Annotated in this window: 20 protein-coding genes; all 20 read left to right on the top strand. The window is 60.9% G+C overall.

What is annotated here, in order from left to right; translation table 11 throughout:
* The first annotated feature begins 35 nt into the window (after positions 1-35).
* The 20 genes from ACZ881_RS07275 to ACZ881_RS07180 all read left to right on the top strand — a co-directional run bounded on the left by ACZ881_RS07275 (position 36) and on the right by ACZ881_RS07180 (position 13,385).
* Complete coding sequence (locus ACZ881_RS07275; protein ID WP_476113723.1) at positions 36-1,091, top strand: HNH endonuclease; 1,056 nt, start codon at positions 36-38, stop codon at positions 1,089-1,091.
* A 2-nt stretch (positions 1,092-1,093) separates the two neighbouring features.
* Positions 1,094-1,426 (top strand): VRR-NUC domain-containing protein, encoded by a 333-nt coding sequence (locus ACZ881_RS07270; RefSeq protein WP_476113720.1) that lies wholly within the window; start codon positions 1,094-1,096, stop codon positions 1,424-1,426.
* On the top strand, positions 1,423-2,211 hold the full coding sequence (locus ACZ881_RS07265) for a hypothetical protein (protein ID WP_476113717.1): 789 nt from the start codon (positions 1,423-1,425) through the stop codon (positions 2,209-2,211). The genes ACZ881_RS07270 and ACZ881_RS07265 overlap by 4 nt, the downstream gene beginning before the upstream one ends.
* A 125-nt stretch (positions 2,212-2,336) precedes the next feature.
* On the top strand, positions 2,337-2,633 hold the full coding sequence (locus ACZ881_RS07260; protein WP_476113714.1) for a hypothetical protein: 297 nt from the start codon (positions 2,337-2,339) through the stop codon (positions 2,631-2,633).
* 161 nt (positions 2,634-2,794) lie between these two features.
* Positions 2,795-3,361, top strand: a complete 567-nt coding sequence (locus ACZ881_RS07255) for a hypothetical protein (RefSeq protein ID WP_476113711.1) — start codon at positions 2,795-2,797, stop codon at positions 3,359-3,361.
* A 1-nt stretch (position 3,362) separates the two neighbouring features.
* A complete protein-coding gene (locus tag ACZ881_RS07250; protein WP_476113708.1) occupies positions 3,363-3,761 on the top strand; it encodes a hypothetical protein in 399 nt (132 codons plus the stop codon).
* Entirely contained in the window at positions 3,758-4,411 is a 654-nt protein-coding gene (locus ACZ881_RS07245; protein ID WP_476113706.1) for a P27 family phage terminase small subunit, read from the top strand. Before ACZ881_RS07250 ends, ACZ881_RS07245 begins: the two co-directional genes overlap by 4 nt.
* Entirely contained in the window at positions 4,365-6,155 is a 1,791-nt protein-coding gene (locus tag ACZ881_RS07240; RefSeq protein ID WP_476113703.1) for a terminase large subunit domain-containing protein, read from the top strand. The genes ACZ881_RS07245 and ACZ881_RS07240 overlap by 47 nt, the downstream gene beginning before the upstream one ends.
* Before the next feature lie 17 nt (positions 6,156-6,172).
* Entirely contained in the window at positions 6,173-7,510 is a 1,338-nt protein-coding gene (locus ACZ881_RS07235; RefSeq protein WP_476113700.1) for a phage portal protein family protein, read from the top strand.
* 14 nt (positions 7,511-7,524) lie between these two features.
* Positions 7,525-8,796, top strand: a complete 1,272-nt coding sequence (locus tag ACZ881_RS07230; RefSeq protein ID WP_476113697.1) for a head maturation protease, ClpP-related — start codon at positions 7,525-7,527, stop codon at positions 8,794-8,796.
* 2 nt (positions 8,797-8,798) lie between these two features.
* Complete coding sequence (locus tag ACZ881_RS07225; RefSeq protein WP_476113694.1) at positions 8,799-9,155, top strand: capsid cement protein; 357 nt, start codon at positions 8,799-8,801, stop codon at positions 9,153-9,155.
* Positions 9,156-9,171: 16 nt separating this feature from the next.
* On the top strand, positions 9,172-10,080 hold the full coding sequence (locus tag ACZ881_RS07220) for a phage major capsid protein (RefSeq protein ID WP_476113692.1): 909 nt from the start codon (positions 9,172-9,174) through the stop codon (positions 10,078-10,080).
* Positions 10,081-10,083: 3 nt separating this feature from the next.
* Complete coding sequence (locus ACZ881_RS07215; RefSeq protein WP_476113690.1) at positions 10,084-10,455, top strand: hypothetical protein; 372 nt, start codon at positions 10,084-10,086, stop codon at positions 10,453-10,455.
* Positions 10,456-10,470: 15 nt separating this feature from the next.
* Positions 10,471-10,902 carry a hypothetical protein gene (locus tag ACZ881_RS07210; RefSeq protein ID WP_476113688.1) on the top strand — a complete coding sequence of 144 codons (432 nt, stop codon included), beginning with the start codon at positions 10,471-10,473 and terminating at the stop codon, positions 10,900-10,902.
* A complete protein-coding gene (locus ACZ881_RS07205) occupies positions 10,902-11,252 on the top strand; it encodes a hypothetical protein (RefSeq protein WP_476113685.1) in 351 nt (116 codons plus the stop codon). Before ACZ881_RS07210 ends, ACZ881_RS07205 begins: the two co-directional genes overlap by 1 nt.
* Complete coding sequence (locus ACZ881_RS07200; RefSeq protein ID WP_476113682.1) at positions 11,252-11,533, top strand: hypothetical protein; 282 nt, start codon at positions 11,252-11,254, stop codon at positions 11,531-11,533. The genes ACZ881_RS07205 and ACZ881_RS07200 overlap by 1 nt, the downstream gene beginning before the upstream one ends.
* A 4-nt stretch (positions 11,534-11,537) precedes the next feature.
* Positions 11,538-11,951 (top strand): hypothetical protein, encoded by a 414-nt coding sequence (locus ACZ881_RS07195; RefSeq protein WP_476113680.1) that lies wholly within the window; start codon positions 11,538-11,540, stop codon positions 11,949-11,951.
* Between the two features lie 69 nt (positions 11,952-12,020).
* Positions 12,021-12,599: a phage tail tube protein gene (locus tag ACZ881_RS07190; RefSeq protein ID WP_476113677.1), complete on the top strand. Its 579-nt coding sequence runs from the start codon at positions 12,021-12,023 to the stop codon at positions 12,597-12,599.
* A 100-nt stretch (positions 12,600-12,699) separates the two neighbouring features.
* Positions 12,700-13,062, top strand: coding sequence for a hypothetical protein (locus ACZ881_RS07185; protein WP_476113675.1), 363 nt, complete (start codon positions 12,700-12,702; stop codon positions 13,060-13,062).
* Between the two features lie 29 nt (positions 13,063-13,091).
* Entirely contained in the window at positions 13,092-13,385 is a 294-nt protein-coding gene (locus tag ACZ881_RS07180) for a hypothetical protein (protein WP_420179689.1), read from the top strand.
* Positions 13,386-13,392 lie beyond the last annotated feature (7 nt).

Genomic DNA, 13,392 nt, shown 5'->3' with positions numbered 1-13,392 from the left:
GAGACCGGCGATCACCACGAAAGAAGGTCCAACCAGTGCCATGGCTGAAGCAGGGCGACGCGGCGGCGAATCACCCGATCGTCCTATCAGCAGTGGAGATGGAAGATGCAGATGACCGGATCCTGAACGAGTGCTTCGGATTCGTGGCCCGCTGCGCCACCCAGGCGGCAGCGTACGAGCAGGATTACATCATCAGCGTCGGCACAGCCAAGCTCATGGCCGGCTCGCTGGGGAGATACAACGAGCTGATCAAGGCGGCGAAGTTCTGCGGCTACCTCACAGAAACGTCGATCACCGTTGAAGGCGAAGAGCGCAGAGCTTTCAAGCTGGTTGAGGACAATGACCTCTTCCACATGATCCTCAAGGCAGAGCGCGAGTGGGACAACCAGAGAAAGAAGGACACCAGGAACAATGAGCTGACGTGGAGAGTAAGAGCCCGTGACGGCGACGCATGCAGATACTGCGGCAAGTCCGTGGCTTGGGGAGACACCAAGTCGGGCCGAGGAGCCACCTACGATCACGTCAATCCGGGCAAGGCTGCGACAGTAGACACGCTCGTTGTCTGCTGCCGCGAATGCAACGGCCGGCGCCAGAACGATCCAGAAAGCACTTGGAAGACCCTCCAGGTTCCGGCAGAGCCGATCATCGGCCCAGCAACGGCCGCTTTCATCGCCAAGCACGGCACACCGATAGAGCCCACCTACACCCGACCAGCAGCAACACCGGCCAGCAGCATCAAGGCAACGGACGACACGCACCCCGTAGAGCAGCCCACAGCGGCCGCTCCGGAACCAGGCGAGGCAACGGCTCACTCCGGCCCGTCCAGCGAAACACCGGCCCATACAGCACAGGCCAAGCACCAACCGGCAGCAACGGCACACCCGGCTGCAACGGGATCCAGGACCAACACCAGACCAAATCCTGACCCAGGACATAGGTCTCCCGGATCTGGATTCGTCGGGACGGGTAGGGACGGGACGGGTCTGGCAGGTAAGGGCAGTGAAGGGCAGGAAGCCCCGCACTCAACCCAAGGCAAACCCAAGAACCAAACCAAGAGACGAAGACGCCCCCGCAACCGAGGACGGAACTGAACATGCCTACCAAACGACTTTCATCGCACAACTCACCATCAGAAGATCAGCTCCAAGAGTCTGTCCTGGAACTCGCCCAGTACTTTGGCTATGAGCTTCGCTATCACAACCCAGATAGCCGGCGTTCGCAGGCTGGCTTCCCGGATCTCGTCCTTGGCAGTTTGTCCAGGCGGCGCGTCCTGTTCCGGGAGCTGAAGACTGCAACGGGCCGGGTGCGTCCTGCCCAGGTCATCTGCTTGAAGATCATGAAATTGGCCGGCCTCGATGCTGACGTGTGGCGTCCCGAAGATCTGCGGAGTGGGCGTATCCAGCGAGAACTGAGAGGGGACAAATGACCACCTGCACGACAGAGGACTGCGGTCAGCTGACCTCGCTGTACCTCTGCACTGATTGCATCGTGGAGCTGGACTCGCTGCTCCAGGACGTTGGGCCGCTCCTGAACTTCATCGGCGGTGCCATCGATCAGACAGCAGTAACCAGGAGCCCGGGCGCAAGCGGTGGCGGTGGCGGTGGCGGTGGAGGTGTGGCGAAGTCCCGCCCGGCGATGAACGTGGACGCCTACCTGCTCCGGGCTTGGCTTCACCAGCTGCCTGATCGTGCTTACGAAACGGCGGCGGAGAATCCGAAAGCCGGAGAGGTTCTGTGGATGGCGCGGGATTGGGTCAAGAGGGCACGAGATTTGGTATGGGGGCCGGAAGACACCCGCGTCTACGGACAGTGCGAGGAGCCTATTGAGCTGACACTCGAAGAGGCAATGGATGCTGAGGAAGGAGCCCCTCAAACCAAGCCATGCGTAGGGCGACTCGTAGCCCATCCTGACGATGTCTCGGTCAAGTGCCCTGAATGCAACACGGTCCACAACGTCACCGACATCATGGACAAGCTGAGGCAGAAAGTCAGAGGGGAGCCGATGCCACCGTCAGGAGTGCGGCAGCTGCTTCGGGCAAAGGCGAAGGCCATCATTACCAAGAAGGACATTGAGAACTGGGTAAGCCGCGGGAAGCTCCGCTACGTTCTGGACCACGTCAGCAGTACTGGCAAAGACCGGAAGATCTACTACCCAGGGGATGTGCTGAAGGTGTTCGAAGACATGCGGGCGCGGAGCAGAACGTCAATGTGAGATTGTGGCGCTGAATGTAGTACCCTCAAAACGAGGGGATAGCTGTCCCTACAGCTTTGAGTGAAGGCCTCGACGGATAACCGTCGGGGCCTTTGTCATGTCCAGCCAAAGGTGGTGAGACTGATGTGAACGGACTGAGCATCCCCTCGTGGTCAGGCAGGCGAGCAGGTGAAGCGCTGGCCAAGGTCAAGGCCGAGGGCCGACGACGCAACGCAGTCTGCTGCATCTGTAAGCAGAGCATCGATTACTCACTGTCGTATCCGCATAAGCAGTCGTGCAGTGTGCAGCATGTGAAGTCCCGCAAGCTGTACCCGCAACTGACGTGGGAACCGAGCAACTGGAAGCCCGCGCACTTGGACTGCAACAAGGCCGCCGGTACGGGCGAGGACCTCGGTATGGGCGTCACTTCCGAAGACTGGTGACCGTGCGGGCCTCGAAAAAATCCAGCAAGGCGAATCGCCGGACACTCCCCGCCTGCTCCTCCCTCTCCCCCCGGGAATTTCCCCGACGAATTTGCCCCCGAAATCGTTGAATTGGCGGGGAAAACGGACCCATCATAATACCTGAAAGGCGTGATCGAATCATGGCCAAGATCGGAAATCTCACAATCGTCATTTCCGCCAGGATCGGCACCGGAGAGCCACACGACATCGGCGAAATCGAACTTCCCGTCGTCACTGAGAACACTCACACCGCCGGCCACGTGACCATCACGGCTAGGGTCCGCGTAGACGAGGATGAACTGAAGCGCCGTTTGGACGAATTCTCTGCTGCCGTCTCCGATGAGATGGCAGCGGCCGCACCCAAAAAACGACATGCCTGGATACAGGAAGCGCTCGCATTTGCTGAGGCTGGTAGGCGCGTGGCCATCATCGAAACGAAAACCCAGGAGGCTCAAACTTGGTTCAATGAATTCGTGGAGGTCCTGGACGAGAGTCAAGTTACTCGAATCTCCCGGGTGAACGGCCGTCAGGGCATCGACTTCCGCTCCGGAGGTGTTCTGAGGTTCACCTCCGTCCGCAGCCAGGGAAGCCGTGGCGCGTCATTTGACCGTTTGTACGTTTCCGCCGCTGTCGGCCAGGAGGAGAAACTGCAACTCGCTCCTTTAGTTGACACCAGCGAAGAGCCGGCCATCATCAGCTTCCCCTGACATGCACGACCGTCCAGCTATCCGGGAACAGCGGGACGAGGGCAACTCCATCCGGAGTATCGCGAGGGAGCACGGAGCCTCTCGGAATGCCGTCCGCCGGGCAATCCGGCCGGGCGCTCGCGATGGCTACTACCGGCCCTCTGCAATTGACGAGGCTGAGCCGGCCGTTCGGGACGTCCTTGCCGACTATCCGCAGATGTGCGTCGCGGATGTCGCTCTCCTGATCGACTGGAGGAAGTCCCGCAGGCAGCTCTCAGACCTCGTGGCACGCCTCCGACCGAAGAGCGCGAACGAGTGGCCGACTGTTCAAGCCCGCACGCTCGAATCACTCGCCGCCGGCACGCTCACCACAAAGCCCCTCCAATGCGGCTCGATGAAACTCGGGGAGTTGAAACTATGACCTCAGCTGAGAATCACATCGACCCTCCTGACCACCTTCCGGAGCCTGTAGCGGATGTATGGCGGGAAATCGTCGCCAGCAACGACCTGGTGGGAAACGTGGACCGCTCTGCACTGGAGACCTTCTGCACCCTCATGGCGAGACTCCGCGAAGCACGAAAGCGCATCGAAGACGAAGGCATGGTGGTCACCGACCCCCGAGGCCGCGTCATCCCTCACCCGGCGCTCGCCGTCGAGCGGTCCACCGCTGAACAGATCCGGGCATGGGGTGACCGCTTCGCCCCACTCGTGAAGCCAGCAAGGAAGCGCGGCTACATGGCTGACGCGACGGCGCTCACCATCGCAGCAGCGAAGCACCTTGAGGGGGCTCGCTTCGCTGGCCCCGTGGCGGCTGTAAAGACCCTTGCTTGGATGATCGATGAGGCCCAGCGCGACAGCATGGAAGCCCTTCAGAAGGCCATGACCACCACAGTGCCGAATTACCTCAAGGCATGCTCTGAGCTGCAAATAACTCCTGCGTCTCTTCCATCTGGCGTCGGAGTCGCAGCCCCTCAGCCTGCCGAGGACGAAAAACCGGCAGAAGAGGGAAAGCCGGGGGTAGCGGGTGTCTCAGACTTCCAAGCTCGCGCCAGGGCACGCCGCGCCAGTTAGTGGTCCCAACGCGGTCGACCCGGGCGACCACTACCGCTCGGTTTGCCATGTCGCAGAACCTGATCAGTCCGGAGCTAAGCGGAAGAAGATATTCGGCTACGCGGAACCTCGGATCTGCACGCCGCCCCTCCGGGCCCTCACTCCGGAGACAACGCTCGGCTACGACGTCATTGACTTCGCACGCGATGTCTTGGGGCTCGACCTTTACCCGTGGCAGAAGGTCCTGCTCTGCCGCATGCTGGAGCTGCTCCCCGACGGGTCGCTGAGGTTCAGGACCGCAGTGGTCCTGATCGCCCGCCAGAACGGCAAGAGCACCCTTTCACAGGTCCTCGCCCTCTGGTTCATGATCGTTTGGGGCTGGCCACTGGTCATGGGTACCGCCCAGGACCTCGAAACGGCAGAAGAAGTATGGCAGGGCGCCGTCGATCTCGTGGAAGAGGATGAGGAACTCTCCAAACTCCTCAAACGCGTCGTCAAAGTCAACGGCAAGAAAGCCCTTGAGCTGAAGGCCGGCAGCAGGTACAAGGTGAAAGCTGCAAACCGTCGGGCCGGACGTGGTTTCACCGGAAATCTGATCATGCTTGACGAGTTGCGCGAGCACCAGAACTGGGAAGCCTGGGGAGCGATCACCAAAACGACCATGGCGCAGGCCGAGGCGTTGATTTTGGCGCTTTCCAACGCCGGCGACATGACGTCAATCGTCCTCAAGTACCTCCGCAAGATGGCGCACGAAGCCATCGGAGATCCTGACGGGATTTGCGAAGAGATCGGGGCCTCAGGCCCAACCGCATTGGACGTCGCGGACCTCACTGAGGACGACGAAGAGCTTGACGACGACGAGCTGGCCGACTTTGAACAGGATGAAGACACTCTTTTCCTCGGAGAATGGTCCGCTCCTCCAGGTTGTGACAAACGCGACCGTCAAGGTTGGGCGCAAGCTAACCCGTCGCTGAACTGGAACCCCGGATTCACGGAACGGACCATCGCCGCTGCATGCAAGACCGACCCTGAGTGGGTTTTCCGCACGGAGGTGCTCTGCCAGTGGTCTGAAGGCACGCTCCTTGGCCCATTTCCGCCAGGCACTTGGGATAAAGGCAAGAATCCCGTCCTGATACTCGAAGACGGCACTCGATTCGTCGCAGAAGAGCACCGGATAGTCCCAGGCTCAGAAGTCTGGGCCGGTGTTGACCAGTCCCACGACCGGTCGATGACATATGTAGCCTTCGGCGGCTTCAGGGCTGACGGCAAGGCCCAAATCGAGATTGTGGCGGCACGCCATGGCTCGGATTGGGTCAAGGGCTACCTGATGGACGAAAAGCGGCGGGGCCGGATCAAAGCTGTAGCCGGCCAATCAAAAGGTGCCCCGATTTCGCCGCTGATGGAGAGCTTGGCTGCTGACCGAGAGTTCAGCATCCCGGTTATCGAATGGTCAGGCAGTGACCTGACCAATGGGTGGGCCGATGTCTTCGACTCCGTTCGTGACGTGACCGTTTTCCACAACCCTCAGCCGGTGCTGGACACGGCAGCGGCGACCGCAGTGGTGAAGGTGTTCAGTGGCGGGGCTTCCATTCCCGACCACCGGGCCTCACCGGCCGAGGTAGCGCCCTTGATGGCATTTACAGCTGCCAAGTGGCTGATGGGCCGCCGCGAGATTGCACCACCTCCGGCAGCTCATTCTCCCGAGGCGCTACAAACCGCCGATACCGACTACGCAAGTGACGACGTCGCCCTCATGGGCTTCTGAAATGAGAGGAGCACCGCATGGCAGTTCCGGAATCCGCTAAGGGTTACGCGGTGAACACTTCTCCGTGGTGGGCCGCACCTGACGAAGAGGAAACACCAGAGCTTCAGTGGCCTAAAAACGTGCGGGTCTACGATTGCATGCGCCGGCAGGACGCCCAGGTTGTTTCCACCCTCCGGGCCATCACACTGCCTATCCGGAGGACAACGTACCGGATCGATCCCAACGGGGCTCGGGACGAAGTCACCCAGCAAGTCGCTGATGACATGGGCTTGCAAATCGTGGGAGATTCCGGCCGTTCCATCCTCCGAACCCGCAACAGGTTCTCCTGGGCTGAGCATCTGCGTCTGGCGCTGACCATGCTCCCGTTCGGGCACTCGTTCTTCGAGCAGGTCTATCGGATTGAGGGCGGAAAGGCGCGCTTGCGGAAGCTGGAATGGCGCCCGCCTCGCACGATCAGCAAGATAGACGTCGCATCGGATGGCGGGCTTGTGGCCATCGAGCAGTTCTCCGCAAAGGCAGGCACCAAAGACCCAAGAATTGCCGTGAACAACCTGGTGGCTTACGTCAATGACCGAGAGGGCGGCAACTGGCTGGGTCAGTCGGTCATACGGCCCGCTTATAAGTACTGGCTGCTCAAAGACCGGGCGTTGCGTGTCCAAGCGCAAACTCTGGACCGAAATGGCATGGGCGTTCCTGTCTACACAGCTTCGAAGCTCCCCGACGGTCTTGCTGAAGCCGAATACGTCAAACGTCAGAACGAAGAAATCAAGGCCGGCCTGAAGATAGCCAAGGGTCTGCGCTCAGGGGACAATTCCGGAGCGTCAATCCCCGACGGCGCCAAGCTCGACATGAAAGGCGTCGAAGGCGACCTTCCGGACGCTGATAAGCCGATTCGTTACTACGACGAGCAGATGGCGCGCGCGGTTCTCGCTCACTTCCTGAACCTCGGCACGGAAACCGGCTCATGGGCTCTGGGATCAACGTTCGCGGACTTCTTTACACTGTCACTCCAGACGGTTGCCATGCAGATCGCGGACGTCACGAACCAGCACGTTATCGAGGATCTGGTGGACCTCAACTGGGGGCCCGACGAACCAGCGCCGAAACTCGTCTTTGACGAAATCGGTTCACGGCACCCCGCAACAGCTGAATCCATTGCGCGTCTGATCGATGCCGGCGCTTTGACGCTCGATGACCCGCTGGAGGCCCACCTCCGGAATCAGTACAGCCTCCCGGCAGCAGACCCAGGCACGGCCCGCGAGAGGCCCGCCAAGTCACAGCCAAGCCAAGGGGCCGCGCCAACCAGACAAACGCCAGAACAGCGACCAAACCAAAACCGCTGGCCCGGCTCATGACAAGGAGAACTCAGATGAGCAGACCACTGAAGATGGCGACCGAGGGTAAGCAGTGGTACCGGATGGAAGCCAAATCCGGAGATGCCGCGGATGTCTACATCTACGACGTAATTGACAGCTACTGGGGTGTGAACGCATCCGAGTTCGTGACAGAGCTGGCCGCCCTGGACGTCGAGAACATCAACCTCTACGTAAACTCCCCGGGCGGATCAGTGTTCGACGGAACGGCGATCATGAACGCGCTGCGCCGCCACAAGGCACATGTGACCGCCACGGTGGACGGATTGGCAGCCTCCGCGGCTTCCTTCATCGTCCAAGCTGCCGACGAAGTGGTCATGGGCTTCGGTGCGGAAATGATGATCCACGACGCCTCAGCCGTGTGCTGGGGTAACGCCGCGGACATGGAAGAAACCGCCAAGGTCCTCAACCAGCTTTCCGAAACGATCGCTAGCGTCTACGCAGAACGCGCAGGGGGCACCACTGAAGAGTGGCGCACCGCTATGCACGCAGAGACCTGGTACACCGCAGAGGAGGCCGTTGCTGCTGGCCTTGCCGACCGCGTTGTTACCCGCAAGGGAAATGACGCGGACGACGAAGCGGAGGCCTCAACCGCCAAGTTCGATTTGTCGATCTTCGCCCATGCCGGCCGACGCGACGCGCCGCGGCCGATGGTCCCCACAAACCACTCCCGCAAGGAACGTCTGAGCCTCGCAAGTGGCCAGGCTCTCCAGAAACTAACCAACCTGGTCGATAAGACCTCCACAATGCCTCCGGCCGAGCCGAAGGACACCACCCACCCCCAAGAGGAAGGAACCGACACCATGTCGGATGCACTGAAAAAGGGGCTCCGTGAGCGGCTCGGCATCTCCGCCGAAGCAAACCTGGACGACGACGCCTTGCTGGCAGCCGTTGACGAGGTCCTCGCAGAGCAGGACACCGCTGCACCAACCGCAGCAGCAGGAACCGTCGTACTGGACGAAGCCCAGTACGCAGATCTCCAAGCCGCGGCTGCCGAGGGTCGCGAAGCCCGCAACCAGCAGCTCGCCGCAGAGCGGGAAGCCATTGTCGACTCCGCAGTGAACGATGGCCGGATCCCCCCGGCACGGCGTGACCACTGGATCAAAGCGCTCGCCGCTGACCCGGGAATCGCTGAGACCTTGGCGGGCCTCGCACCGGGCTTGGTCAACCTTTCCCCGGCTGGCTACACGGGAGGCGTCGACCAGGCGTCGGACGAAGACGACACCTACTACTCCAAGGTGTACCCCACTGAAAACAAGGAGGCCTGAGAATGCAGTACTTGCCGATCTTCCGTCCAGGAGAGACTGTCACGTTCGATGTCACCACGGCAGTAACCGGAGGACATCCGGTTGAGGTCGGAGCGGCTGACCGCTCCGTGGCCCCCGCTGCCGCTGCTTCTGCGAAGTACGTCGGCGTTGCCGGCCACGACGCAGCGGTTGGCGACAAGGTGACTGTTGAGGTCAACAAGCCCATCCATTCTCTGACCGCTCTTGGCGCTGTAACTCGCGGCCAGAGGGTAGAGACGGCCGGCGCGGGCAAGATCCGCACACTGGCAGCTGGCACCGCCATCGGCCTCGCTCTCACTTCCGCGGCCGACGGCGCAGCCGTACAGGTCCTCGAGTTCTAAGAAAGGACTACAGAGAATGTTGACCTACCCTTACACTCCGAGCCAGCTGGCAGCAGCCAGCGCTACGGACCTGATCGCTTTCGTCAAATCTCCGACTCTTCTTGCCCGGCGCCTTGGAGAAATCCTCAACGCCCAGCAGTTCATCGGAAACTTCCTCCTGCAAGGTCGTTACACCCTTCAGGGTGGAGCAATCGCGGTTCCGTCTAACGAGACGATCCGAACCGAACGCGGCGCCGAGACGGTGGCTCCCGGTGCAGAGTACAAGCTCACGACTATGAGCCGTGAGCAGTACGAGCTGTACACGGGGTCGAAGGAAGGCCTCGCAACCGAGATCGCGGACGAGGAAATTGGCCGCAGCCTGCGCCAGCCTGTCGATGACGCGATGACGTTCCTCCAGACCGAGATGGTCTTCAGCGCCAATGAGATCGCTCTTGGAGTCATCTTGTCGTCCGTAACGCGGACGCTGGCCGCCAGCGCTCCGTGGACCAATGGCAAGACGATCCTGCGGGATGCACTGCGCGTCCAGGCTGCCACGCGCAAGCTCAAGCTGGGCTACTCCATCGACACAGTGGTGTTGCCCGGCGAGCAGTACGCCGACGTCCTCCCCGAATTGCTCGACGTCCTTCCGGACAACGACAACACGGCACTGACCGGCAATTTCCCAACGATCTCGGGCATTACCTGGGTACCTGCTGACGACGACGACTTCACGAACCCCATGTTCGTGGACCGCCGTCGCCTTGGCGGTATCGCCCGCGAAAACATCCCGTCGCCGGAGTACAAGCCTGTCGGTGGGGACACGGGCGTGGAGATCGCTTCTTTCCGCGAGAGGTCGGACAAGACCCGCATCCAGGCACGCAACCCGCACGTGCCTGTCGTTACGAACCCGCTCGCCGGGGTCGTTCTTACCGGAACGGAGGCCTAAGAGATGGCAACTTTCTACCGAGCTAAAGCCAAGGTTGTGAAGGTCTCCATCGGCCCCGCATCCGGAAACCGAGTGGCACGCATCCTTACAGGTGGCAGTGTGATTCCGGAGGGCGTTGAGCAGGACCAGTTGGACCGTTTGGAGACGGCCAACCTCATCGAGAAGGTAACCGTTCAGGACGGGCCTACCGAGGAAGAGATCGCCGCCAAGGCAGCGAAGGCCAAAGCAGCCGCCGAAGCCAAGGCAGCTGCTGCCGCAAAGGCGAAAGCGGAAGCTGACGCGAAAGCAGCTGCTGATGCCAAGGAAGCAGCTGACGCTAGAACGGCGGCCGAAGTGGCGAAGGTTACAGCTGCCAAGACAACCCCAGCGAAGTAAGAGGAGGTGGACGCCATGGCTACTGATCTGGCAACAATTCCAACGATCGAGCAGGCATGGCGTTCACTCAACTCTGTGGAGAAGCCAAGGGCGGAGTACTACCTCGGCCAGGCTTCTCGCGCCATCCGGCGTCGTTGGCCCGACGTCGATCAACGCATTCTCAACCCTGACGATTACCTGACTGCGGATGACGTCTCTGACGTCGTGGTGCAGATGGTCCTCAGCGCGGTGGATGTTCCGCCCATACGGGGTGCGAAGTCCTTCTCAGAAGGTGTTGGGCCAATGTCGCGGTCAGCCACACTGCTGGCTGGCAGCACCAATCCGACCGAGATCCACGGCTGGATGGTGGAAGTGTTCGAAGGGCGCAGCGCAGCCCTTCCGGTTTTCCACTCGCCACCCTCAGGCCGCTATGAGGGCCTGTTCGTATGGCCGGAAGGGCGGTGCTGATGTTTCCCCTGGCGAACGGCGAGACGGCGGTTCGGGAACGGGCCCCACTCGTGAATGACAAGTACTCGGGCGAAGCCACCAAACGGGACTGGACGGACCCGGCCACGATCGACATTGAAGGTTGCGCCATTGCCCCGTCCAGCAGTGTTGAGACGCAGACGGAGAATCGGAACACCGTAACCACGGCGATGAGTCTCTACTGCGCTCCAGGTACGGATGTGCTTCCCCAGGATCGGATCAGGGCGCGATCTGGGCTCTGGCAGGTTGAGGGTGAGGTTGCTGACTGGCGCAACGCGCTCACTGGCTGGAATCCCGGCGTTGAGTTCCGTGTGACGAAGGTGGTGGGCTGATGGCCGGTGTGGACTTCAACGATTCATTCTTTGAGCAGCTCGGGCGCTCGCCGGCCGTGACCGGCTTGTGTGTGGAGAAGGCCAACCGGATCGCGGCCGCCGCCCGTGCATCGGCTCCGAGGGACAGCAACGCGTATGCGAACAGTATCCGAGTGGAGGTTGTTCGCCGCGGCCGCCGTAACGCGGCGCTCGTAATTGCGGATAGCCCTATTGCGTTGCTGGTCGAGTCCAAGACGGGCAACCTTGCCCGGGCTTTGAACCAGGTGAAGAAGAGTGGGTAGCCGCGTGATCCACTCTGACCTTGAGGAGTTCCTTACCGGGTTTATTCGTCGAGAGCTGGAGGCCATCGGATCTGCACTCGCTTCTGATGTGTTCGTGAGCAACGAATTTCCCGACCCGGCGCGGCCTAAGTCGGTGATCGTCCGAGATGACGGCGGCCCCGACGTCTCTATCGTCACGAATGAACCAACGGTCGGAATCACGGTCCTGACTGACGAAGACCCTACCGAGGGTGAGACAGCCACAAACCTCGCTTACCTGGTCAAGGCCATAGTGAAGGGCTGCGCTCGCGTAGAGCCGGGCAACCCAGTAGCTGCTGTGCTCGGCTTCAACGGCCCGTACAAGGTCCCCGACGAGTCAGGCAAGCCCCGGCGTTACATGACGGCCGAGCTGTCAGTAGCCGGCAAGGCACTCACCTAAAGCAACAACCTAAACCAATCAACCAGCCATTCACGCCTGTGGATGGTTTTTTCTATTTGGAGGCAAATAATGGCTGCTGATGAACTCGGCAACGACGTCGAAGCTGTTGGTGTACCGGTAACCGGTCACATCGGCTTTGCACCTTTCGGGACGGCTGTCCCGACCCCTGTGGCCGGTAAGGCTCTCGATTACGAACTTCCGGTCGATTTCAAGATCCCGGGTCTTCTCACGGAGGACGGCGGCTTTGAGTGGACCATGGAGGCCGACGGCGACGCGATCACCTTCTGGCAGGAGGGATACTCCATCCCGTCCGGCCTCGCCAACGTTGAACTGAAGGTCAAGTTCGCCCAGACCGACGAGACGGTGCGCCAGATCATCCGTGGCAAGACTGCGGACGCGAATGGCTACATGACCATCGACGGCGGCGGAACGTCCACCAGGTACGTGGCCTTCACCGAGGAGATCTTCAAGAACGGCGTGATCCGCCGGCGCGTGGCTGCCAACGTCGGTGTGAAGTCGGTCAAGGAAGACAAGTCCGAGCGCGGCAAGGTTCTTGGCTACGAAGTCACGTTCTCGATTTCCCGCGCACCGGAGCTGGAAAACCAGCACCTGGGCGAATGGCTGATCCCGCTGCCCGTCACCCCTTAGCCCTCCGGCTCCTTAGACCTGTGGTCCCGTGCTCTCGATGGGTGAGCGCGGGACCACAGCTTTTAACCCATCAAACCCATCGCACCCATTAGGAGTAGCAATGACCAAGCAGGAAGCAGCACCCAAGCCCAAGTTCCTCGTTGTCGAGAACGCCCTCAAATGCCAAACCGAAAACGGCGAGCTTTCCCTGCCGCTCTCGGTCAAGTTTGGAACCATCCGCAAGCTCATGGGCGGTGAACAGAAAACCCAGTACGAAGAGTTCGAATTCTTTATGTCGGAGATCTTCAGCGAAGCCGACAACAAAGCCTTGGATGAACTGGACGCTCCCGAGGCCGGCGAGATCCTCACGGAATACAGCGAGGCCCTTTCGAAGCGGTTCCAGGTGAGCATGGGAAAATCCGTTGGCTCGTCGGACTCCTCGGAGAGCACCGAGGAGCAATCGCCTACGACTTCCGAAAGCTAGGCATCTCGGTTGAGGACATTGGCGAGTCCTTGCCCGTCTGGGAGGCAGTTGAGCTTGCCGAGCAAATAGCCCTGGACATGGGCTCGCGCCTGTTCGCTGCGCTCGCCGGATGGTCCTTCCCGATGACCCGCGGGGAAATGATGGCCACAGCCTCATTCACCCGGGAGTTCAACGCAAACCGGGACAAGGACACTCCGCCGTTTGTCCCCGACTGGCCATGGCCCACTGAGGCGCCGGTTGAAGAAGTCACCCCCGAGGAACGCGCCCGAGCTGAGGCGCAACTGAGGCAGTACAGCGCCTTCGGGCAAATCAGAACTAAATAAGGGGGCC

The sequence above is a fragment of the Paenarthrobacter sp. TE3676 genome, assembly GCF_056279165.1.
The sequence above is the reverse complement of the archived record's forward strand: the minus strand, read 5'-3'. Positions and strand labels throughout refer to the sequence as shown.

What these genes read in the sequence shown, in the direction of transcription:
- ACZ881_RS07270 (WP_476113720.1), top strand. Translation starts at nt 1,094, where the DNA reads ATGCCTACCAAACGACTTTCATCGCACAACTCACCATCAGAAGATCAG.
- ACZ881_RS07265 (WP_476113717.1), top strand. Translation starts at nt 1,423, where the DNA reads ATGACCACCTGCACGACAGAGGACTGCGGTCAGCTGACCTCGCTGTAC.
- ACZ881_RS07255 (WP_476113711.1), top strand. Translation starts at nt 2,795, where the DNA reads ATGGCCAAGATCGGAAATCTCACAATCGTCATTTCCGCCAGGATCGGC.
- ACZ881_RS07250 (WP_476113708.1), top strand. Translation starts at nt 3,363, where the DNA reads ATGCACGACCGTCCAGCTATCCGGGAACAGCGGGACGAGGGCAACTCC.
- ACZ881_RS07245 (WP_476113706.1), top strand. Translation starts at nt 3,758, where the DNA reads ATGACCTCAGCTGAGAATCACATCGACCCTCCTGACCACCTTCCGGAG.
- ACZ881_RS07235 (WP_476113700.1), top strand. Translation starts at nt 6,173, where the DNA reads ATGGCAGTTCCGGAATCCGCTAAGGGTTACGCGGTGAACACTTCTCCG.
- ACZ881_RS07230 (WP_476113697.1), top strand. Translation starts at nt 7,525, where the DNA reads ATGAGCAGACCACTGAAGATGGCGACCGAGGGTAAGCAGTGGTACCGG.
- ACZ881_RS07225 (WP_476113694.1), top strand. Translation starts at nt 8,799, where the DNA reads ATGCAGTACTTGCCGATCTTCCGTCCAGGAGAGACTGTCACGTTCGAT.
- ACZ881_RS07220 (WP_476113692.1), top strand. Translation starts at nt 9,172, where the DNA reads ATGTTGACCTACCCTTACACTCCGAGCCAGCTGGCAGCAGCCAGCGCT.
- ACZ881_RS07215 (WP_476113690.1), top strand. Translation starts at nt 10,084, where the DNA reads ATGGCAACTTTCTACCGAGCTAAAGCCAAGGTTGTGAAGGTCTCCATC.
- ACZ881_RS07210 (WP_476113688.1), top strand. Translation starts at nt 10,471, where the DNA reads ATGGCTACTGATCTGGCAACAATTCCAACGATCGAGCAGGCATGGCGT.
- ACZ881_RS07205 (WP_476113685.1), top strand. Translation starts at nt 10,902, where the DNA reads ATGTTTCCCCTGGCGAACGGCGAGACGGCGGTTCGGGAACGGGCCCCA.
- ACZ881_RS07200 (WP_476113682.1), top strand. Translation starts at nt 11,252, where the DNA reads ATGGCCGGTGTGGACTTCAACGATTCATTCTTTGAGCAGCTCGGGCGC.
- ACZ881_RS07190 (WP_476113677.1), top strand. Translation starts at nt 12,021, where the DNA reads ATGGCTGCTGATGAACTCGGCAACGACGTCGAAGCTGTTGGTGTACCG.
- ACZ881_RS07185 (WP_476113675.1), top strand. Translation starts at nt 12,700, where the DNA reads ATGACCAAGCAGGAAGCAGCACCCAAGCCCAAGTTCCTCGTTGTCGAG.